At 73.9% G+C, this 20,862-nt stretch carries 11 protein-coding genes; 2 read left to right on the forward strand and 9 right to left on the reverse strand.

The window, feature by feature from the left end; genetic code table 11:
- Positions 1-93 precede the first annotated feature (93 nt).
- Genes LY05_RS09545 through LY05_RS15545 form a run of 3 tightly spaced genes read right to left on the reverse strand, consistent with a single transcriptional unit; the run spans position 94 to position 2,413 of the window.
- Positions 94-810 carry an SGNH/GDSL hydrolase family protein gene (locus LY05_RS09545; protein WP_148923005.1) on the reverse strand — a complete coding sequence of 239 codons (717 nt, stop codon included), beginning with the start codon at positions 808-810 and terminating at the stop codon, positions 94-96.
- Positions 807-1,910 (reverse strand): glycosyltransferase, encoded by a 1,104-nt coding sequence (locus LY05_RS09550; RefSeq protein WP_148923006.1) that lies wholly within the window; start codon positions 1,908-1,910, stop codon positions 807-809. The genes LY05_RS09545 and LY05_RS09550 overlap by 4 nt, the downstream gene beginning before the upstream one ends.
- The gene (locus LY05_RS15545; RefSeq protein ID WP_148923007.1) at positions 1,907-2,413 is read right to left on the reverse strand and encodes an acyltransferase; all 507 of its coding nucleotides are present in this window, start codon (positions 2,411-2,413) and stop codon (positions 1,907-1,909) included. Before LY05_RS15545 ends, LY05_RS09550 begins: the two co-directional genes overlap by 4 nt.
- Positions 2,414-2,527: 114 nt before the next feature.
- On the opposite strand from LY05_RS15545, the gene LY05_RS09560 reads away from it, so the two are divergent.
- Together LY05_RS09560 and LY05_RS09565 are read left to right on the forward strand one after the other, a co-directional pair.
- Positions 2,528-3,454 carry a glycosyltransferase family 2 protein gene (locus LY05_RS09560; RefSeq protein ID WP_148923008.1) on the forward strand — a complete coding sequence of 309 codons (927 nt, stop codon included), beginning with the start codon at positions 2,528-2,530 and terminating at the stop codon, positions 3,452-3,454.
- The gene (locus LY05_RS09565) at positions 3,451-4,884 is read left to right on the forward strand and encodes a right-handed parallel beta-helix repeat-containing protein (RefSeq protein WP_148923009.1); all 1,434 of its coding nucleotides are present in this window, start codon (positions 3,451-3,453) and stop codon (positions 4,882-4,884) included. Before LY05_RS09560 ends, LY05_RS09565 begins: the two co-directional genes overlap by 4 nt.
- A gap of 10 nt (positions 4,885-4,894) precedes the next feature.
- Here the strand turns inward: LY05_RS09565 and LY05_RS09570 are convergent, their stop codons facing one another.
- From LY05_RS09570 to LY05_RS09595, 6 genes are all read right to left on the reverse strand, one after another.
- Positions 4,895-6,295: an O-antigen ligase family protein gene (locus tag LY05_RS09570; RefSeq protein ID WP_148923010.1), complete on the reverse strand. Its 1,401-nt coding sequence runs from the start codon at positions 6,293-6,295 to the stop codon at positions 4,895-4,897.
- Positions 6,292-7,317: a glycosyltransferase gene (locus LY05_RS15150; RefSeq protein WP_170258945.1), complete on the reverse strand. Its 1,026-nt coding sequence runs from the start codon at positions 7,315-7,317 to the stop codon at positions 6,292-6,294. The genes LY05_RS09570 and LY05_RS15150 overlap by 4 nt, the downstream gene beginning before the upstream one ends.
- A gap of 151 nt (positions 7,318-7,468) precedes the next feature.
- The gene (locus LY05_RS09580) at positions 7,469-8,275 is read right to left on the reverse strand and encodes a sulfotransferase family 2 domain-containing protein (protein WP_072747111.1); all 807 of its coding nucleotides are present in this window, start codon (positions 8,273-8,275) and stop codon (positions 7,469-7,471) included.
- 146 nt (positions 8,276-8,421) lie between these two features.
- A complete protein-coding gene (locus tag LY05_RS09585) occupies positions 8,422-13,089 on the reverse strand; it encodes a MupA/Atu3671 family FMN-dependent luciferase-like monooxygenase (RefSeq protein ID WP_148923012.1) in 4,668 nt (1,555 codons plus the stop codon).
- Positions 13,090-13,136: 47 nt separating this feature from the next.
- On the reverse strand, positions 13,137-14,132 hold the full coding sequence (locus LY05_RS09590) for a glycosyltransferase (protein ID WP_072747211.1): 996 nt from the start codon (positions 14,130-14,132) through the stop codon (positions 13,137-13,139).
- 4 nt (positions 14,133-14,136) lie between these two features.
- On the reverse strand, positions 14,137-20,724 hold the full coding sequence (locus LY05_RS09595; protein WP_148923013.1) for a type I polyketide synthase: 6,588 nt from the start codon (positions 20,722-20,724) through the stop codon (positions 14,137-14,139).
- Positions 20,725-20,862 lie beyond the last annotated feature (138 nt).

The raw sequence follows: 20,862 nt of genomic DNA on the forward strand, positions 1-20,862 counted from the left end.
GGGCCGGCCGCCGCCGCGATGCGCTTTGGAACGCCCGACGCGCCGAACATAGACCGGGAAGACCCCGGATGCGACGGCCCATGGCGCACGGGATCAGCCGGCGCACAGCGCCCCTTCCAACGCGTCGGCCAGAGCGGGCGCGAAGATCTCGGCCATGGCCTCATCGGTCGGGTGCAAGCCGTCCGGAACCATGTCCCGGCGGCGCGGCTCGGGCAAAGCGCGCCACAGCGCGATGGTGTCGAGCAGCGCCGCGCGCCCCTGCGCGGCCAGCGCCCTGTAGGCGTCGCGATAGGCGACCTGCCCCGGGCGCGGCCATGCGCGCAGCCCCCAGGCCGGGCTCATGGTCATGAGCAGAACCGGCACGCCCGCCCGCGCCGCCTGCGCCAGCATCGCCTCGTGACGCACGGCGGCGCGCGCGAGCGGCTCGCCGCGATGCAGGGCCGAGTCGTTGATGGTGAACTCCATGGCGATCAGGTCCGGCGGATCGGCAAGGATTTCCGCCAGGCGGGCCTGCCCCCAGGCGCCGGCCGCGCCCGGCCTGGCGACCCGCGTCAGGGCGACGCCGCCCGGGCGGCATGCCTCGAGCCGCGCGCGCACCCGGCGCAGCCACAGCTCGCCGCCCGCGGTCAGGCTCGTGCCCAGCAGCACGATCCGCGCCGGCCGATCCGGCGGAACGTCAAGCGGCGCCGGCGGGACCTGCAACATGCGCTCGGCGCGCAGCAGCGCCCGCGCGCCGTAGCCGTCAAGCCACGCCCCGGCGCCCAGCGCCGCAAGCGCGGCCAGCGTCAGGGCGGCGGCGCGGGCCTTCATTCGCCGCCAAAGGCCAGCGGCCGCGCCTCGGGAGCGATGCGCTCGCGCACCGCGCGGGGCGGGGGCAGGCCGTTGAACCCGCGAAAGGCCGCCGAAGCCGCCGCCAGATCGCCGCGCAGCGCCAGCTGCGCGACCTTGGCCATCGAATAGGCCCAGGCGACCGGCAGGGCCGCCGGGTTGAAGCGCCTCACCAGCCGCCGGCGGTTGCGGAACAGGAAGTAGAGCGAGAAGGGCGAACCTCCGCGCCGATGGGTCGGCGAGCCGATCGACGCGCCGACATGGTGGTAGATCGTGGCGCCGGGCGCGTAGCCGATGGCCAGATCGCCGCGCCGCAGGGCCCAGTCCACCTCCTCGTAATACAGGAAATAGTCCTCGCGCATCGGACCGACGGTCTCGAGGAAGGCGCGCGTGACGGCCATGCTGGCGCCGGACACGAAGTCGAACCCGGCCGGATCGGGCGGCGGCGCGTCGGCATGCGGGCGCATGAAGTTGACGCCCCCCGTCACCCCGGTCCAACGATTGAGCCAACCGCCCCCGTCGGCGTTGATCGAGCCGCGCGCATCGGCATAGAGGATGCGCCCGCCCCAAAGCCCGATGCCCGGCCCGCCCTCGCGCGCCGCGCGCATCAGCGCCCCGGGCGCGCCGGGCGGCGCGATGGCGTCGGGGTTGAGCACCCAGAACAGCGCGACGTCGGGCGCCGCGCGCAGCGCCTCGAGCGCCAGGTTGACGCCGCCCGCAAAGCCCCGGTTCAGTCCCGAGTGGATGAGGGCGATGCCCGGCTCGTCCGCGCCCTGGCCGGCCAGGGGCAATGCGCCGGCGGCGGGCGGGGCGTCGAACTCGACCAGGCGCACGGGCTTGGGCGCGGGCGCCGGCGGCAGGCCCGGCAGATCCGAGGGCCGCCATGCCCGCCGGCCCGCCGCCCAGTCCCGAATCGCATCCACCGTGCCGTCGGTCGAGGCGTTGTCGCACAGCACGATCCGCATGGGCTGGTCCGGGGCGGCCAGCAGGCTTTCGAGGCAGTCGAGGATCACCTTTTCGGCATTGTAGGTGACGATGGCGACGCCCAGAACGGGCGCCGCGCCGGCGCCTTGCCCGCTCATGCCCGGTTCGCCCCGTCCTCGGCCCAGGCGGCCAGGATGCGGCGTTCGTTCTCGTCGGCATGAGCGAGGCGGCCGTAGCGGACGACCTCGATCCCCTCGCGAACGACGCGCGCCGGATTGCCGGCCACGATGCACCCCGGCGGCACGTCGCGCGTGACCACCGCGCCCGCGGCGACGATGCAGCCGTCGCCTATGGTGATCCCGGGCAGGATCAGGCTGCGCCCGCCGATGAAGCAGTTGGCCCCGATGCGCGTGTCCAGATACAGGCCGCGGGTCATGTCGTGGGTGAGGATCTTCGACTCGAACGCCAGATAGGTGAACGGCCCGACATGGATGCCGCGCGGATAGACGCGGTCGAAGCTGGCCGACATCGACAGCTCGACCGTCGGGTCGATGTCCATCCCCCAAATGCGCCGCAGCGCCAACAGCCGCAGGCGGACCAGCACCTTTCGCACGCGCTTGATCGTGAAATACCCAAGGCCCAGCCGGCCGCCCTTCGCCATGCAATCCTCCAAATCCGCGCGCAACATGTCGTGCGGATCCTGATACACCAAGGCTTCGCACGCGGTCGAGCGCCGCAAGCAGGACGGCGCAAGAAGCGGGAGATCACGCAGACAATGACCCAGCCCGAAATCGCGGTGGTGATTCCCATGTTCAACCGGGCGGCGACCGCGCCCGCCGCAACGCGCAGCGTTCTGCGCCAGACCCTGTCCCCAACCGAAGTGATCGTGGTGGACGACGCCTCGACCGACGGCTCGGCGGCCGCGGTCGAGGCGCTGGGCGATCCGCGGCTGCGCGTCCTGCGGCACGAGCGCAACCGCGGCGGCGCGGCGGCGCGCAACACCGGCCTGCGCGCCGCGCGCGCCCGTTGGGTCGCCTTTCAGGACAGCGACGACGAATGGCTGCCCGAAAAGCTCGAGCGCCAGTTCGCCGCAATGGCCCGGTTTCGCGCGCGGACGGGGCAGGAGCCCATCGGCGCCTATTGCGGCATGATCATCCTCGGACTGCCCGAGGCCGACCGTCACGATCCGTCGAAGCTCGAATACTGGCCGCGCCCGAGGCGCCGCGCCGCGCTCGAGGGCGACCTGACCGAGTCGCTCCTGCGCGCGGGCAGCCTCATCTCGACCCAGACCTTCGTCGGCCGCCGCGATGCGATCGAAAAGGCCGGCGGCTTCGACGAAACCCTGGGCGCTTTGCAGGATTGGGACCTGTTCATCCGACTCTCGCGCCTCGGCCCCATCGCCTTCGAACCCGAACCCCTGGTCCTCCAGCGCTTTTCGCCGAACAGCCTCACCCGCGTGCCGCGCAACCGGGTCGCGGCGCTGGAGCGCATTCTGGAAAAGAACGCCGAAGCCTTCGCCGCCCTGCCCGATGCGCTGTTCGAACGGCTCGTGATCCTGGCCGGCGGCCATCGGCGCACGGGCGACGCGGCCGCGGCGCTGCGCTGGGCATGGCGGGCCGTGCGCCAGAGGCCCGCCCATCCGCGCGCGTGGGCGGCGCTTGCCCTGGCGGCGGCCGCGCGGCTGCGCGGGGCGCGGCGATGAGCCCGCGCGCCGCCCTGGGGCTGGCCCTTGTCGCGACGCTGATCTGCGGCGCGGCGCCGGCGGCCACGTTCCACGTCGCCGCCGGCGCGGCGCAGGGCGGAGACGGATCGCCCACGCGCCCCTTCGCCAGCATCCGCGCCGCCTTTCTGTCGGGCCGCCTGCAGGACGGCGACCGGCTGTCGCTGGCGCCCGGATTTTACGGCGCGCCCTCGATCCGCGCGGCCGGCCCGCGTGATGCGAAGACCAAGGCGCCCGGACGGATCATCCGCGACGTCGTCATCGAAGGCGAGGGCGACCCCAGGGCCGCCGCCGCCCTGCCCGATCCGGGCCAGGGCGCGGCATGGCTCGGCAAGGTCGTCATCCACCAGGCCGAGGGGCTGACCCTGCGCAACCTGCTCGTCATGCCCAGGCCCCGGCCGCCGGAGCCCGCGCCGGCGCCCATCGCGCGCGCCGATGACGGCACGCCCCTTCCCCTTCCGCGCCCCGCCCGCGCCAAGCGCCGCGGACCGCTTGTCCTCGTGCACCGGACGGCCCGGCGCGTCGCGCTCGAGCAGCTCGAGCTGCGCTCGGCCCCCGACGCCGAAATCGCGCGCTGGACCCGCGGCGTCGATTGGCGGCGCAACGCCCGCGACGGCATCCGCCTGGACGGTCCCGACGGCGCGGCGCGCGGCAATCGGATGACCGGGGTCAATTTCGGCATCCAGGCCACCGGCCCGCGCGCCGTCGTCGAAAACAACGAGATCGACCTTTTCGGCGCCGACGGCATCCGCGTTCTGGGCGATGGCAGCCGGGTGCACGGCAATCTCGTGCACAACTGCGTCGCGACGGGGTCGGGCAATCACGATGACGGGATCCAGTCCTGGTCGGTGGGAAAGAACCGCCGCGCCGGCAGCGGGGTGGTGCGGGATGTGACGCTTTCGGCCAACCGCATCTTCGAATGGGACCGCCCCGGTTCGGCCAGGCTGGCCTGCAGCCTTCAGGGCATCGGCCTTTTCGACGGCGTTTACGAGAACTGGACGATCGAGAACAACCTCATCGTCGTCGATCAATACCACGGCATCACGGTCATGGGCGGCAAGAACGTCCGCGTCGTGAACAACACCGTCCTCAACCGCCGCCCGGGCCCGCAGGCGCGGCCCTGGATCATGTTCCGGGCGCACAAAAACGGCGCCCGCTTCGGCGGGAACGTGGCCGCGAACAACATGGCCATGAAGTTCAGCCTGCCCGACTGGACGCTGTCGCGCCGCAACCTGCGGATTCGCTATCCGGGGCTGGTCATTCGCGACCGGTCCGCCGGCGACTATCGCCCGCGGCCCGACGGCCCCGCCCATCGCGCCGCCGATCCGGCGTTTCAGCCGCCTCGCGACCTCAACGGCGCGCCCCGCCCGGCCTCGGGCGGCGATCTGGGCGCGCTCGAGAGCGGCGACTGAGCCCCGCCCCTCAGCCCCGGCGCGGTCCGGTGCCCAGAGGCAAACCGCGCGGCGGCGCCGGCGATGCGACGGGCCTGCGGGCGGGCTTGGGGCCGGGCTGGGGCGCGGGCGCCTCGTCCGGCGCGCGCCGACGCAGCGCCGAGGCCGGTCCGCGCGCGGCGGAGGTCGCCGGAGCGGCGGACTCCTCCCACTCCAACAGCCATGAGCCGGCGCCCAGAAGGAACATGAAATAGACGAAGATCGTGCCCCAATAATGCACCGTCGCCGCCGCCACGCACATCGCCACAAGCGACATCACCAGCCCCTTGCGGCAGGCGTCGACCTGCGGATCGGCGATCGGACGCGCCCCGAGGCGAAGAAGCGTCGACAACACCAGGCCCGCGATGGCGATGGCGGCGGGCAGACCGTAGCGCATCGCATTGAGCAGCCAGAAATTGTCCACGCTGCTGGTCAGCCAGTGCGGCCGCGGCCAGTTTTCGTCCAGCCCGATGCCGAAGATCGGGTTGTTCAGCACGACGTCGGTTCCGTAGTTCCATGTCTGGAGTCGGATGGCGGAGGAAAAGGAGTTGAACGCGAAGGTCTGGATGAAGATCAGGATAGGCCCGCGGTTCGATGCGACCAGCAAGAACGCGTAAACCGCGCCGATCACGATGATCAGGTTGCGCCAACGGCCCTTCCGCCCCTCGGTGAGGCGGTCGTAGACGATCAGGCCCAGCTGCGCGGCCAAGGCGACATAGGCGCCGAGCGACAGCGAGAAGAACGCCCCCGCGCCCGCCACCAGCGCCGCCATGGGCCAGCGGCGGCCGTCGCCGCGCAGCGCGTAATAGGACATCGCCAGGCCCGACGCCGCGAACACCCCGAACAGGATCGGGTGCTCGAACGATGCGGCGGCGCGCAGCATGCCCCACCGGGTTTCGAAGCTCGAGATCGGAAGCGCCAACCCGCCCAGCGCCTCCTGAAACAGCCGCCTGTAGAACACCGCCTCGACGAAGGCGAAGGGGATCAGCGCCAAGGTGACCCAAAGCAGGGTGCGCACGAAGGCCCGAAAGCCGTTCGGCCCCCGGATCGAGGCGCGCGCAAGCAGGTAGGCGCCCAGGATCTCGATCGCGGTGATGCCGGCCAGCTCGACCTTCTCGAGGCCATGGTTGACCACCAGCGACAGCCCCGCCCACAGCGCATAGAAGGCCGCCATCAGATCCGGCGGCTTGATGCCGTCGAGCCGACCCGCAAGCCACAACCCCACCAGCGGCGCGAAGGACGCGACCAGCACGACGCGATAGGGCGTCATCCGCAGAGGACCGATGTAGAAGACCAGGGGAATCGCCAGGCAGACGACAAAGGCGATGGCCAGGCGCGGAAGCCGGTCCGCCTGGGCCATGCGCGCCGCCGCGCTCGCCGCTTGCTGCTTCATCGAATCCTCTCTCGTCCTTCGGCCGCGCCGGCGCGCCAGGCGCCGGCCATCGCGCGCGCCAGATCGGCCGCGATTTCCGGCTCCCGACGGCGAACGGCAAGGCGCAGAGCCTCGGGGATCAGCGCCAGCCGCGCAAGCCCCGTCCGCTCGGCCGCCGCAAGGCGCAGCTCGTGCAACCGCAGCTCCTGTGCGCAGATCGCGCGCAAAGGGTCAAGCTCGGCCCCGCCCGCCGCGTCCAGATCGCGCGCATAGGTCCGGTAGCACGAGACATACCAGCGCCGGTATAACAAACGCCTGACGCGCGCGGCCGCCGGGTCGCCGCCATCCTCGGTTTCCGAGACGCCCCCGGCGCGATAGCGCAGCAGGGGGCGATCGACGAAGGCCGCTCCGGCGTCCAGCAGCGCCCGGAAGGGCAGCGCCCGGTCCTCGACCAGCGCGGTCGGCGCCAGCGGGCCGAAGCGCCGGTGCAGGCGCCGGGCCCACATCTGCGTCGCGCCGATCACATACATGTTGCCGCGCAGGAAAGCCTCGGGCGACACGCGCGAATCGACCACCGGACTCGGCCGGCGCACGCCCAGGGGCCGCCCCGCGGCGTCGATGCGCAGCGCCTCGGAATGGACCAGCGCGGCGCGGCTTTCGGGCGTGGGTCCGCTGGCCCGCCAGGCCTCGATCAACGCCGCCACGCGGTCGGGTTCGGAAATGTCGTCGCCGCCGTTCTGCACCAGCAGCTCGCCCGCCGCGATCTCGGCGATGCGGTCCAGATGCGCGACGATGCCCAGATTGCGCGCATTGCGGTTGAGCGTGACCCGGTGCGGCCCGCGATAGCTTTCGGCCATGCGGCGCATGACCTCGAAGGTTCCGTCCGGCGAAGCGTCGTCCGACAGCAGGATCTCGAGCGGGCCGTAGGTCTGGGCGAAGGCGGCCTCGATGGCTTCGCGCACCGTGTCCTGCTGGCGGTAGGCGAAGACGAAAAGGGTGACGAGCGGACGATCCGCATCGCCCGCGGGATGCGGCGCGTTCATGGCGCGCGGCTCGGCCACGAGCCTGGCGCGCGCTGGGCGCGGAACGCATTCGTCATGAAAGAACACCCTTGGAAATCGACCCGCCGGCGCCGGCCCGGCCACGATAGCGCGCCGGCGCCGCACGGAAAAGCCGTTCGGCGCCCGGCGCCGGTCAAATGCGCCCGCGCCGCCAGGCCGCCGCCACCCCCGGCCCCAGCAACGGCGCGACGGGGCGCGCGGCCGCCCCCGCCCCGCGCCACAGGCGCGCCCTCCATCCCGGACGCGGCGCAAGCCCGCCCTGCGTGCGCGCCGGCGCGGCGTCGAGATCCGGCGGCGGATAGCCGAAGCGCGCATAGTCGCGCGCGTAGAACCGGGCGATGAGCGCAAGCTCGGCCCGGCCGGGCCGGATCGGCGCCCCGGTCGAGCGCAGCGCATGGCCGATGCGGCCGCCGGGCGTCTGGCCCTGCGGCGGCGGGCCGGCAACCTGGTCCAGCCACTCGGCGACCGCGTCCAGGCCATCTTCCAGACGGAACACCCGCGCGCCCTCGGGCACGATGTCGGACTGCGGGCGGATGTGGTTGTCGAACACCCGCGGATCGCGCCGCGCCGCCGCCAGCGTCGCGCGCAGCCACACATCGAAGCCCAGCCGCGCCAGGCGCGGGCGCGACAGGGGCCGGCTGGCGCGGGCCTGAAACCGATACTCGCTGACGATGCGGGCCACGGGGTCGCGCACCACCGCGAACGCCGCGTCGGGCGTGCGCGGCAGCAGCCCGCGCAGATCCGCCGCGGCCAGGTGCTGCGGCGAGACCGCCAGCCCTCCGTCGCGCCAGCGCCCGTCGATCCAGCCCTGCATCCAGCCGCGATCGAGCAGCCCGAGCGGGCCGAAACGCGCGGCCATGTGGTCTTCGACGCTGGATCCGCCGGCCTTGGGCACATGCGCGAAGAAGATCACGCGGCCTTCATGCAGCGCGTAAGGCATCAGCCGGCGGCCTCCGCCGCGCCGCCGGATCCGCCCGCACCCCGCGCGCCCTCGATCATCGCTTCCCCTCGGCCGGTCATGGATCGTCCGGCCAAGGTGATACCCCACCGCCGCGCAGCGGGCAAATTCCCGCGCCCTTCGCCGGCTCAGGCGGCCGGCGCGCCGCGGCGCGCGCGCATGGCGCGGCGGCGGGCCATGGCCTCGGCGCGGGCCTGCGCGCGAGCGTCGTCCTCGGCCGGGTCGGCGGCCGGCGCGGCGCCGGCGCCCTCGAGATGCGCGGCCAGGGCCGAAAGCACCGGAAAGCGGAAGATGTCCGTGATGGACAGCCGCTCGGCGCCCAGCTCGGCCCTGATCTCGCGATGCGCCTGCACCGCCAGAAGCGAATGGCCGCCCAGCTCGAAGAAATTGTCCGAGGCGCTCACCTTGTCCACCCCCAGCACCCGCGACCAGATGGCGGCGATGCGCCGGGCCGCTTCGCCCTCGGGCGCGGGGCCCTCGGCGCGGCGCGGCGCCCCGCCCGCCGCCGCCGCCGCGCCCGGCGCCGGCAGGGCCTTGCGGTCGACCTTGCGGTTCGGGGTCAGCGGCAGCGCGTCCATGAAGATCACATGCGCCGGCAGCATGTGCGCGGGCAGGGCGGCGGCCAGGTGGGCGCGCAGCGCCGCCTCGGGCGCCGCGCCGACGACGTAAAGCGCCAGGCGCACGTCGCCCGGCGCGTCCTCGCGCGCCAGCGCGGCGGCGGCGCGCACGCCAGGGAAGGCGGCGGCGGCGGCCTCGATCTCGCCCAGCTCGATGCGGTGGCCGCGGATCTTGACCTGGTGATCGGCGCGGCCGAGGAAGTCGATGCGCCCGTCCATGCGCCGCCGCGCCAGGTCCCCGGTGCGATACATGCGCGAGCCGTCCCCGGCGAAGGGGTCGGGGCGGAAGGCGGCGTCGGTCAGGCCCTGCCGCCCCAGATAGCCGCGCGTCACGCCCGCCCCGCCGATCCACAGCTCGCCCGGCGCGCCGATCGGGGCGGGTTCGCCCTGCGCGTCCAGAACGTAAAGCCGGGTGTTGGCGATCGGGGTTCCGATGTTGACCACCGCTTCGGACGGGTCGGCCGGGCCGGTCGCCGACCAGATGGTCGTCTCGGTCGGGCCATACATGTTCTGCACCGCGCCCGCCCCGGCCTGCGCAAGCTGACCGGCCAGCGCGCCCGGCAGCGCCTCGCCGCCGATCATCAGATGCCTGACGCGCGACAGCGCAAGGCGCGCCTCGTCGTTCATGACGATCATCCGCGCCATGGACGGCGTGCATTGCAGATGCGTCACCCCGTGGCGCAGGATCTGCGCGGCGATCGAGAAGTCGTCCGCCGGGATCTCGGACGCCCGGTTGGCCCGCGCCAGCACCTCGGCCAGCGGCCCAAGCCCCTCGAGCACCAGCTCGGGCGCGATGCCGTAGTCGATCAGGCAGGCGATCTCGTCCACGCCGATGCGCTTGACCTGCTCGACGCGGGCCAGCGCGTCCTCGATGGTGCCGAACAGGCCCGAATCCTCGAAATAGCGCTTGAAGGCGAAGTCGAGGATGCCCTCCAGCTCCTCGGCGCTCAGCGCGCCAAGGTCGATCTGGAACGGGTTCTCGACCCCCTTGGGCCGCTTGAAGGCCGGAAACGCCCAGGCGTATTGCTTGATCAGGCCCGCGGCGGCGCGCAGGTAGTCCTTCATCGGCTCGCGCGCGATTTCGCGGGCCTTCTCGCGGTCCTCGGCGATGTAGGTGTGCAGCATCAGCGTCACGGTGCGCGAGTCGGGGTCGTGCCCGGCCTCGCGCAGCGCGTCGCGGTAGATGCGGATCTTGTCGGCGACCTCGTCGATCGACTGGCCCAGAAGATGGGTCAGCACGTTGGCCCCGATGGCGCCGGCCTCGCGCCAGGTCTCGGGATTGCCGGCGGTGGTCACCCAGATCGGCAGCTCGGCCGAGACCGGGCGCGGCTGGGTGACGACCGCGTGCATCGAGCCGTCCTTGCGCGGATACTCGACCGCCTCGCCGCGCCACAGGCGGCGCAGCTCTTCGATGGCGCGGAACATGGCCGGCTTGTTCTCGGGCGGCGTGTTCTCGGGGCGCAGGACGAAATCGTCCGGCTGCCAGCCCGAGGCGATGGCCAGCGCCGCGCGCCCGTCGGTGAGGTTGTCGATCACCGCCCATTCCTCGGCGATGCGCGCCGTGTGGTGCAGCGGCGCGACGCAGCTGCCCGCGCGCACGCTCAGGTTCCGCGTCACCGCCGCCACCGCCGCGCCGGTCACCGCCGGGTTCGGATAGGGGCCGCCGAAGGCGTGGAAATGGCGCTCGGGCGTCCAGACGGCGCAGAAGCCGTGCGCGTCGGCGAATTTCGCGCCCTCAAGCAGCAGCTGATACTTCTTCGGCCCCGGCCCGTCGTCGTTGCCCCAGTAGAACAGGCTGAAGTCGATGCGCCGGTCCGAGACCGCCAGCGGCCCGTTCGAGACCAGCCCGCGGTCGTCGTCGCCGGCGATCACCACCTTGAAGCCGCGCGCCAGCGTCCAGAACAGCTCGAGCACCGAGATGTCGAAGCTCAGCGAGGTGACCGCCAGCCAGGTTCCCGGCGGGTCGTGCGGGATGCGCGCGTCCATGCCGGCGAAGAAGTTCGCCACGTTGCGATGCGTGACCATCACCCCCTTGGGCCGCCCGGTCGAGCCCGAGGTGTAGATGACGTAGGCCAGGTCCTCGGGGCCGGCGCCGCCCTCGGGGGGCGTCGCCGGGGCCTCGGCCGGGCGCAGATCGCGGTCGATGACCAGCGTCCGCCCCTCATGGGGCGGCAGCGCGTCCAGCGTCGCGGAATGGGCGACGATCACCGGCGCGCCGCTGTCCTCGACATAAAGCGCCAGCCGCTCGGCCGGGTAGGACGGGTCGAGCGGCACATAGGCGCCGCCGGCCTTGAGGATGCCCAGCGCCCCGGCCACCAGCTCGGGCCCGCGCGGCGCGCACAGCCCGACCAGCACGCCCGGCCCCACCCCCATCGCGCGCAGCGCGTGTGCGACGCGCTCGGCCTCGGCCTCGAGCTCGGCGTAGGTCAGCGTCCGGTCCTCGAAGGCGATGGCGGGCGCGTCCGGCGTGCGGGCCGCCTGCGCCGAGATCAGCTGATGGATCGGGCGGTCGTCGAAGGGCGCCTCGGTGGCGTTCCACTCGCGCAGGAGGCGCGCGCGCTCCTCCTCGGGCAGGAGGGGCAGGCGCGCGGTCGGGGCCGCCTCGGCCTCGGGCGCGGCCAGCGCGGCGGCCAGGGTCTCGATCCGGCGGGCCAGCAGCTCGGCCTCGGCCTCGCCCAGCCGGGCGGGATCGGTCAGCAGCTCGGGCGCGGCCGGGTCGAGGACCAGCTGCGCCGCGGCCTCGGCCAGCGGCGGCGCGCCCGGGCCCAGCAGCGCCAGGTCGGGAACCGGCAGGCCGGGGATCGCCGGGTCGCGGGCGACCAGGTCGCGCGCGAAGGTCCCGTCGCGCCGGGCCTCGGCCAGGCGGCGGGCGAAGGCCGCGCGCGCCTCGGCGAAGGGCGTCGCGCCGTCGCCGCGCGGGTCGGCCTCGAAGCGGACCGGAACCCAGCCGTTCAGCACGCCGCCGGTCGCCGCCTCGGCCTCGGCATGGGCGGCCTCGCGCAGCGCCAGGTCGAAGGCCTCGCCGGCGCCGCCGCGCGCCGCGCCGGCGGCGGCGATGGCGGCCAGCGCGTCGGCGTCGAGCCCCGCGGGCAGATCCAGCCTGCGCCGGCGCGGCTCGCGCCCGGCCGCCGGCGCCGAGGGATCGCGCGGCGCGGCCAGCGGCACGGCCGCCGGGACCATGGCGGCGAGCCGCGCGCGCCAACGCGACTCGGCGGGGGCGGCCTCTTCGACGCGCCGGGTCAAGGCGCGCGCCGCCTCGGCATCGAGCGAGGGCAGAACCGCCCCGACCCGCGCCGCATCCTCGGCCGCGACCCGGGCGCCCAGCGCGTCGGTCAGCGCGGAAAGGCGCACGCGCCCCGACCCGGCGGCCACGATCAGCGCATCGGGCGCGACCTCGAGCACCGCGCCGGCCTCGGCGCCCGGCGCGGCGTCCTCGTCGGGCAGCGCCTCGATGCGGCCGGCCAGAAGCAGCCGGCCATGGGCGTCGACGAATTTCGGCTTGGCGAGCGGGTTGAAATAGGTTCCGTGGTCAAGCGCGCGCCCCAGCGCCGCCAGCTCGGCCGCCGGGCGGCGGAAATCGAGCCGCGCGGCGGCCTCGGGCCGGTCGGCGCGCCGGTGGACGCGGCGCTGCGACAGATCCTGCGGCTTGCGCGTCGGAACGCCGCTTTCGAGCTGCGCCAGCAGGTCCTCGAAGCTGTCGAGCGCGGCGGCGTAGCAGCGCGCGTTGAGCGTGAGCGCGGTTTCGTCGGGCGCAAGCTCGAAGGCGCGCTCGGCCAGGATGTCGCCCTCGTCCACGCCGCCCTCGATCAGGTGCCAGGTCACGCCGTGGCTCGAGTCGCCCTCGAGCAGCGCCCAGAGCGGCGCATTCAGCCCCGCGCGCCGGGGCAGCGGGCCGTCATGGAAATTTACCGCCCCCTTGCGCGCCAGCGACAGCACCTCGTCCGGCAGCACGCGCAGATTGGCGATGGACAAGAGCCAGTCGAAGCCAAGGGGCGCAAGCGCCTGCGCAAGCTCGGGTCCGCGCGGCGCAACGCGCAGCCCGGCCTCCTGCGCCCAGCCGCGCAAGCCCGCATCGTCGGTCACGACGGCGGCGATGGCGTGGCCGCGCGCGCGAAGGCGCTCGGCGCACTGGATGAGCAGCGACTCGTCGCCGACCAGAACGGTTGAAAAGGCAGTCATCGAAAAATCCCCCAATGCGGGCGGCGCCGGCCCCGCCCCGATCGCGTTCAGCCCTTGCCGGGCGCGGCCGCGCCCCGCACGGGCGCGCGCCCCGGCCATGCCGCCCCGGCGACGGACGCGGCCGCGTGCCGGAGCAGGTCCTTCAGGAAATGCGGCGGATCGCCGGTGTCCGCGCCCTGCACGGCGACGCGCGCGCGCCGGATCGCGCAGCCCAGCGCGCGCGCGCCCGTGGCCGCCGCGGCATAGGCGCGGCCGTGATTCTTGACGAAGTAGCGCATGCGCGAATCGAACCAGTAGGCAGGCATGCGCCGTGCGGTCTTGAGCCCGGTCGAGACCGAGCCGATATGCATGACCTCGCTCTCGCGCACATAGTCCACCGACCAGCCGGCGCGGCGCGCCCGCAGGCACAGGTCGGTTTCCTCGTAGTAGAGAAAGAACGCCTCGTCGAAGAGCCCGATCCGATCCAGCGCCGCGCGGCGCATCATCAGGCTGGCGCCGGCAACCCAGTCGACCGGGCGCGAGCGATCGGGGATCGGCAGCGGCACCGCCGCGCCGCGCAGAAGGCGGCTCAGCGGGCCGAAGCGCGCCGCGCCTTCCAGCTCGCCCGCGATGGTGGGAAAGCGGAACAGCGTCGTGTGCGGCTCGCCCTCGGGGCCGTGGATGTAGCTGCCGGCGAAGGCGGTCCGCGGGTGCGCCTCGAGATGGTCGCGCAGCCGGCGGATCGCGTCCGGGGCCGGAAAGGCGTCGGAGTTGAGGATGTAGACGTAGTCGGGCGCCCGCCCGTCGGGCAGCCCGGCGCGGATGCCGAAATTGTTGCCCGCCCCGAAGCCGCCGTTCGAGGGCGCGCGGATGACCCGCGCGCGCGGGGCGTCGGCCAGCGCGGCGCTGAGCATCTCGAACGAGCCGTCGCCGCTGTCGTTGTCGACCACCGTCAGCGCGCCGGGGATGCCCTCCATCGCCGCCAGCGCCGCGCGCGCCGCGCGCAGCGTCATCGGCGCGGTGCGCCAGTTGAGCACGATCGTCAGAACCGTCGGATCGGTCATGGCGCTACTCCGCCGCCGCGGCGCGCGGCGCGCCCGCGCGGCCCGCCGCCGCCTCGGCGGCCAGGATGCGCGCGCGCAGCCGCGCGGCCAGCACCCGCACATTGGGCTCGAGCACCATCGAGTCGTGATCGCCCGGCACCTCGACCACCTCGGTCGCGGGGGCCCAACGGGTCCAGCCGTTGTCCTCGAGCACATAGGCGCGCTCGTCATCCACCCAGCGCCCGCCCGACACCTTGTGCACCTTGCGCAGCGGCGGGCGGAACAGCGTCAGCGGCCCGTCCCACGGATGCATCCGATAGCGCGGCAGCGCGGCGAGGAAGGCCGCCTCGATGGCCTCGTCATGGAAGCGGCGCACGGGCTCGTCCGAGGCGGGCTCGTCCATGCGCGCGCGCAGCTTGCCCGCCTCCCAGGCGATGCGCTCGCGCGCCCAGCGGGCCAGATAGGCCGGCCCGCCCTGGCGGATCTGCCCCCATTTGAGCAGCGCGCGGTCGCGCGCGGAAAGGGGCTCGCGCATGGGCAGGGGCGTGTCGAGCAGCGCCAGCAGCGCCACCTCTTCGCCCGCCTCGCGCAGCTGGCGCGCGATCTCGTAGGCGGTGATGCCGCCGCCCGAAAAGCCGCCCAGCAGCCACGGCCCGCCCGGGTGAACCTGGCGCATCTCGGCGATGCAGTCGCGCGCGGCCTCCTCGAAGGTCTCGTGCGGGGGCTGGTCGCCGTAAAGGCCGCGCGCCTGAAGGCCGTAGAAGGGCCGCTCGGCGCCGACCAGCTGGGCCAGGTGGCGCAGGTTCATCACGTTGCCGAACATGCCCGCCACCAGGAACATCGGCGCCCCGGCGCCGCCGTCGCGCTCGTGCATGGGCACAAGATGGGTGAAGCGGCGCGCGGGCCGCGCGGCGGCGCGCGGGGCCTCGGCCTCGGGCGCGGCGTCGTCGCCCGCGGCCGGGTCCACGCCCAGCCGCTCGGCGATCAGCGCCGCCAGGGCGGCCACGCTGGGCGCCTCGAACAGGGTCGAGATGGGAAAATCGACGCCCCAGCTTTTCTTGATGCGGGCGAAAAGGCGCACCGCGATCAGCGAGTGCCCGCCCAGATCGAAGAAGCTGTCCTCGACCCCGACCTTGTCCACGCCCAGAAGATCCTCCCAGAAGCCGGCCAGGCTGCGCTCGAGATCCGTGCGCGGCGCGACGTAGCCGCCCTCGAGCTCGGGGCGGGCGAACTTGCGCGCTGCGTCTTCCTCGGCGGGCGCGGCGGCGGCGGCCTGCGCGGCCAGCGCGCCCAGATCCATGGACGAGACCGCCAGCTGCGCGCGCCCCGCCGCCATGGCGCGGACGAAGGCCTCGGCGCCTTCCTCGGGACGGATGCCCTGCGACAGCGCGTGCGCCAGCGCCTCTTCGGCCGGCGAGCGCGCGCGCGCCGCGGCCGAGGGCCGGTCGAACTCGACCTCGCGCGCCGAGGGCGGACGCGGGCGGGCGAAGTCGGCGTTCTCGAGCCGCTTGATGGCGAAGCCCTTCGCCTCGACCAGAACGCGCCCGGCCGGATCGGCCACAAGCACGTCGAAGCGCGCGCCGTCGGCGTCGGCCTCGACCAGGCGCACATGGCTCGCCACCTCGGCCTCGAGCGGGGCGTGCACGCGCACCTCTTCATACGAGATCGGCGCCCACAGATGCGTGGGCGCGTAGCCCGGGATCAGCTCCATGGCCCAGCCGGTGGCCAGATCCATCAGCGCCGGGTGCAGCAGCCAGCCGGCGTCAAGATCGGCCCGCGCCGCCTCGGGCAGGGCCAGGCGCGCCAGCCCCTCGCCCCGGCCCAGCGCCAGGGCGCGCAGCACGCGCCAGCGCGGGCCGAAGCGCAGATGCGCCTCCTGCGGCGAGACGATCCCCGCCGGATCGGCCCGCCGCGCCGCGTCGCAGCGCGCCTCGACGGCGGCGAGGTCCAGCGGCGCGGCCGGGGCCGGCGCGCCGGGCGCGATGCGCCCCTGGGCGTGAAGCTGGAAGGCGGGGCGGCCCTCGACCGAGCAGGCGCCGAGCACGTCGAAGGCATAGCCCTCATCCGTGCGGCGCAGGCGCACGCGCACCTTGAGGCCGCCGCCCGGCGCCGCGCCGTCGGGCGCGTGCAGCGGGCGCAGGAACCACAGGTCGCGCAGGACGAAGGGGCCGCCCTGGCCGTGCGCCGCCAGCGCCTCGGCCGCCAGCTCGAGATAGCCCGTGCCGGGCAGCAGGGCGTCGCCGGCGGCGGTGCGGTGCTCGTCCAGCGCCCAGCGGTCCTCGGGGCGCCATTCGGCCTCGAACAGCCGCGCGCCGGACTCGTCATGGGCGGCGACGTCCAGAAGCGGCGCGCCCGCGACCGGCTCCCTGGGCGCGGCGTCGCCCGCCTCGCGGGCGGCCATGGCCTCGGCCGCCATGCCGACCTCGGCCCACACGCCCCAGTCGATCGCCACGACGCGCGTCGGGCCGCCCGCATGCGCCTGCGCCCAGGCGTTGAGGTATTCGTTGGCCGCGACGTAATCGACCTGCCCGGCCGGCGCGATGACGGTCGAAGTGGACGAGAACAGCGCCATCCAGTCGAGCGGCGCCCGCGCGCCCTTGCGCGCCTCGTCGAAGAACAGCGTCTGGAGCACCTGAAGTCCGTGGATCTTCGGGGCGAACACATCCTCGATGGCCGAGGGCGTCTTGGTCATCAGCGGCGCGTCGCGCACCGCGCCCGCGGCATGGATCACGGCCTGGACGGGGCCGAAGCGGCGCTCGGCCTCGGCCAGCACGGCGCGCATCTGCTCGAGGTCGCACACATCGGCCGCGGCCGGCATGACCTGCGCGCCCAGCGCCTCGAGCCGCTCGACCGCGCGGATGCGCCGCAGCCGCGGATCGTCCGGCGCCAGCGCGCGCGCCAGCGCCGCCCACTCCTCGCGCGGGGGCGGCGGCGTGCGCGACACCAGCACCAGCCGCGCGCGGCTTTCGCGCGCCAGCCGCTCGGCCACCGTCAACCCGACGCCGCCGAAGCCGCCGGTGATCAGGCACACGCCCCCCTCGGGCAAGATCGGCGTCCGCGGCGCCTCGGGCAGGGGCATGGGCCGCCATTCCAGCTCGAAGCGACGCTCGCCGCGCAGGGCGGCGGCGGCGCAGGCGGGCGCGGCCAGCAGGTCCTCGAGCACGCGCTCGGCCAGAAGGTCCATCTCGGCCTCGGCGGCGCGGCGCCCGGCGAAGGGGTCGCGCAGCATGGCCAGCGGCCCGCCCGCCCGCGCCCCCGCGCCGGGCAAGGCCACGTCGAGCGTGGCGCAGGTCACGCCGGGCAGCTCACGCGGGATGACGCGCGCCGGGCCGGCGACGGCGGCCTTCTCGGGATGGGGCAGGGGCTCGTCCTTCACGCGCGCCGCGCCCGAGGTCACCACCGTCATGTGCAGCGGCGCGGGCAGCCCTTCGGCCGCGATGGCCTGCGCCAGGAAGGTCAGCGCGTAGAAGCCCTGCTCCTGATTGCGGTGGAAGAAGCTCGAACCGGGGCGGAAGCTTTCCTTCGCCGTGGTCAGCCAGAAATGCGCGATGCGCTGGGGCGCGCGGCCGCGCTCGACCAGATCGCGCACGAGCAGGTCGTAATCCTCGCGCCCGCGCTCTGGCGCGATGACGTAGGCGTCCTCGCCCGTGCGGGCGAACGCGTCGCCGGCGCGCACCTCGATCACCTCGGCGCCGGCGGCGCGCAGCCGCGCGGCGGCGCGGGCGGCCAGGCCGGCCTCGTCCATGAAGAACAGCCAGCTGCGCGGGGCCGCGCCCTCGGCCAGGGCGGCTTCGAGCGCGCCTTCTTCCTCGAGATCCACGGGGCAGTCGGCGAATTTCGGCCGCCAGACCGGACGCGCCCCCCAGCGGGCGATGTCGTCGATGCGCGCGGGCCGCTCGGCGCCGCCGCGATGCGCGCCGACGCCCGGTTCGATGAAATAACGCGCGCGCTGGAACGGATAGGTGGGCAGCGGCACGCGGCGGCGGCGCGCCTCGCCCCAGATCTGGGTCCAGTCTGCCTCGACGCCCAGCGCCCACAGCCGCGCCACCGCGCCCAGGAAATAGGCGTCGTCCGAGATGGCCTCGTCGGGGTGGCGCAGCGTGTCGATGACCTGCTGCGCGGGAACCGCGCCATGCATGCGCGCCATCGCGCCCAGCGCCTTGCCCGGCCCGACCTCGAGAAACACGCGCCCCGGGCGCTCGGCCAGGGCGCCGATGCAATCGGCGAAGCGCACCGTGCCGCGCAGGTGCCGCACCCAGTGGTCGGGGTCGGTCGCCTCGGCGTCGGTCAGCACCTTGCCGGTGCGGTTCGACACGATCGGAATGCGCGGCGGCGACAGCGACAGGCCGCGCAGGAAGTCGCCGAAGCGCGCCAGAAGCGGGTCGAGCATGCGCGAATGGGCCGCGATGTCGATGGGAATGCGCTGCGCCTCGATGTCGAGCTCGGCCAGGCGCGCCTGCAGCGCGTCAAGCGCCGCCTGCGGGCCCGAGGCCACGGTCAGCTCGGGCGCGTTGACGCTGGCGACGTCCAGCTCCTCGCCCAGCAGCGGCGCCAGCCTTTGGGCCGAGATGGGCACGCTCAGCATGCCGCCGGCGGGGGCCTCGTCGAACAGGCGCCCGCGCAGATGAACGAGGCGGATGCAGTCCTCGAAGGACATCACGCCCGCAAGGCAGGCGGCCACGTTCTCGCCCATCGAGTGCCCGACCAGCGCCGCCGGCCGCACCCCCCAGGACATCCACAGCTGCGCCAGCGCGTATTCCACGATCATGATCAGCGGCAGCTGCGCCGAGGGCCGGCGCAGCCGCTCGGCCGCCTCGGCCTCGGCGCCCGGCTCGGGCAGCCACAGCGCGCGCGGGTCATGGTCGGTCAGCGGCGCCAGGATCTCGAGCCCCTTGTCCATCCAGTCGGCGAAGACCGGCTCGGTCTCGTAAAGGTCGCGGGCCATGTTGACGTATTGCGCCCCGCCGCCGGGGAACATGAAGACGACTTCGGGCTCGGCCAGCGCCTCGTGATCGAAGACGCGGCGCGGGGGCCGTTCCTCGAGCAGGCGCGCGGCCTCTTCGCGGTCGGCCGCGACCAGGACGCGGCGCTTCTCGAAGGCGCGGCGGCCTTCCTTGAGCGTGAAGGCGACGTCGGCCAGGTCCTGCTCGGGATGGGCGCGCAGATGCGCGGCCAGCGCCGCCGAGGCCTCGTCCAGCGCCTTGCGCGAGCGCGCCGACAGCACGATCGGCTGGAACGGCCAGTCCGAAGGCTCGGACGCCGCCTGCGCGGGCGCCTCCTCGAGCACCGCGTGGACGTTGGTGCCGCCCACGCCCAGCGAGTTCACCCCCGCCCGGCGCGGCGCGGCCCCGCGCGGCCAGGGCGTCAGCGCGTCGGCGACCTGGAAGGGGCTGCTCTCGAAATCAATGGCCGGGTTGGGGGCCTCGTAGCCCAGACTGGGCGGGATCTCGCCCTCGTGCAGCGCCAGCGCCGTCTTGATCAGGCTCGCCGCCCCCGCGGCGGTGTCCAGATGGCCGATGTTTGTCTTGACCGAGCCGATGCGGCAAAAGCCGGTCTTGTCGGTCCCGCGGCGGAAGGCGTCGGTCAGCGCCGCGACCTCGATCGGATCGCCCAGATAGGTGCCGGTGCCGTGGCACTCGACATAGCCGATCGTGTCGGGGCCCACGCCCGCGACGGCGTGGGCCTCGGCGATGGCGGCCGCCTGCCCGTCCACGCTGGGCGCCAGGTAGCCGGCCTTGGCGGCGCCGTCGTTGTTGACCGCCGTGCCCTTGATCACCGCCCAGACATGGTCGCCGTCGGCCAGCGCGTCCTTGAGCCGGCGCAGCGCCACCACCGCCGCGCCCGAGCCGAACACCGTGCCCTGGGCGCGGTGGTCGAAGGCGTGGCAATGGCCGTCGGGCGAAAGGATCTCGCCCTCCTGGAACAGGTAGCCGCGCGCATGGGGCAGCTCGACGGTGGCGCCCCCGGCCAGCGCCATGTCGCACTCGCCGCCCAGAAGCGCCTGGCAGGCGTAGTGGGTCGCGGCGAGCGAGGTCGAGCACGCCGTCTGGATGTTCACGCTCGGCCCCTTGAGGTCGAAGATGTGGCTGACCCGCGTCGCAAGGAAATCCTTGTCGTTGCCGGTGTGGCGCAGCAGGAACATGCCGACCTGATCGACCAGATCGGGGTTCGAGCAGATGTTGAAGTAGAAATAGCTGCCCATGCCGCAGCCGGCGAAGACGCCGATCGGGCCGGGGAATCGCTCGGGCGGATGGCCGGCGTTCTCGAGCGCCTCCCACGCCGTTTCCAGGAACTGGCGGTGCTGGGGATCCAGGATCGCCGCCTCCTTGGGGCTGAAGCCGAAGAACTCGGCGTCGAATTCGTCGAACCCCTCGAGCGGCGCGGCGGCGGGCACGTAATTGGGATGGCGGATGCGGTCGGGCGACTCGCCGGCGGCCAGAAGCTCGTCCTCGCTCAGGCGGCGAATCGACTCGACCCCCTCGCGCAGGTTGTGCCAGAAGGCGGACGGATCGCGCGCCCCCGGCACATGCAGCGCCATGCCGACGATCGCGATGTCGGTGTCCGAAACCTGGTCGAGGTCGACGCGCCCCCCGGCGCCCTCAGCGGCCGTCATGACGCAGACCCGCGCGATGCGCGCGCGCAATGGCGGAAACCCCGCCTAGCAGGCGGGAATCGCCGCCGCGAACAAGCGCTTGTGCAAACATTTTCAGCTTCCCCATTGACCCCGGCCAAACGCGCCGGAAAACTGCAT

The organism is Oceanicella actignis (assembly GCF_008124525.1).
In the GTDB taxonomy this organism is placed as follows: Bacteria; Pseudomonadota; Alphaproteobacteria; order Rhodobacterales; family Rhodobacteraceae; genus Oceanicella; species Oceanicella actignis.

Bases quoted from the DNA above. Each gene is read 5' to 3' on its own strand.
- LY05_RS09545 (WP_148923005.1), bottom strand. From the start codon at position 810: ATGAAGGCCCGCGCCGCCGCCCTGACGCTGGCCGCGCTTGCGGCGCTG.
- LY05_RS09550 (WP_148923006.1), bottom strand. From the start codon at position 1,910: ATGAGCGGGCAAGGCGCCGGCGCGGCGCCCGTTCTGGGCGTCGCCATC.
- LY05_RS15545 (WP_148923007.1), bottom strand. From the start codon at position 2,413: ATGGCGAAGGGCGGCCGGCTGGGCCTTGGGTATTTCACGATCAAGCGC.
- LY05_RS09560 (WP_148923008.1), top strand. From the start codon at position 2,528: ATGACCCAGCCCGAAATCGCGGTGGTGATTCCCATGTTCAACCGGGCG.
- LY05_RS09565 (WP_148923009.1), top strand. From the start codon at position 3,451: ATGAGCCCGCGCGCCGCCCTGGGGCTGGCCCTTGTCGCGACGCTGATC.
- LY05_RS09570 (WP_148923010.1), bottom strand. From the start codon at position 6,295: ATGAAGCAGCAAGCGGCGAGCGCGGCGGCGCGCATGGCCCAGGCGGAC.
- LY05_RS15150 (WP_170258945.1), bottom strand. From the start codon at position 7,317: ATGAACGCGCCGCATCCCGCGGGCGATGCGGATCGTCCGCTCGTCACC.
- LY05_RS09580 (WP_072747111.1), bottom strand. From the start codon at position 8,275: ATGCCTTACGCGCTGCATGAAGGCCGCGTGATCTTCTTCGCGCATGTG.
- LY05_RS09585 (WP_148923012.1), bottom strand. From the start codon at position 13,089: ATGACTGCCTTTTCAACCGTTCTGGTCGGCGACGAGTCGCTGCTCATC.
- LY05_RS09590 (WP_072747211.1), bottom strand. From the start codon at position 14,132: ATGACCGATCCGACGGTTCTGACGATCGTGCTCAACTGGCGCACCGCG.
- LY05_RS09595 (WP_148923013.1), bottom strand. From the start codon at position 20,724: ATGACGGCCGCTGAGGGCGCCGGGGGGCGCGTCGACCTCGACCAGGTT.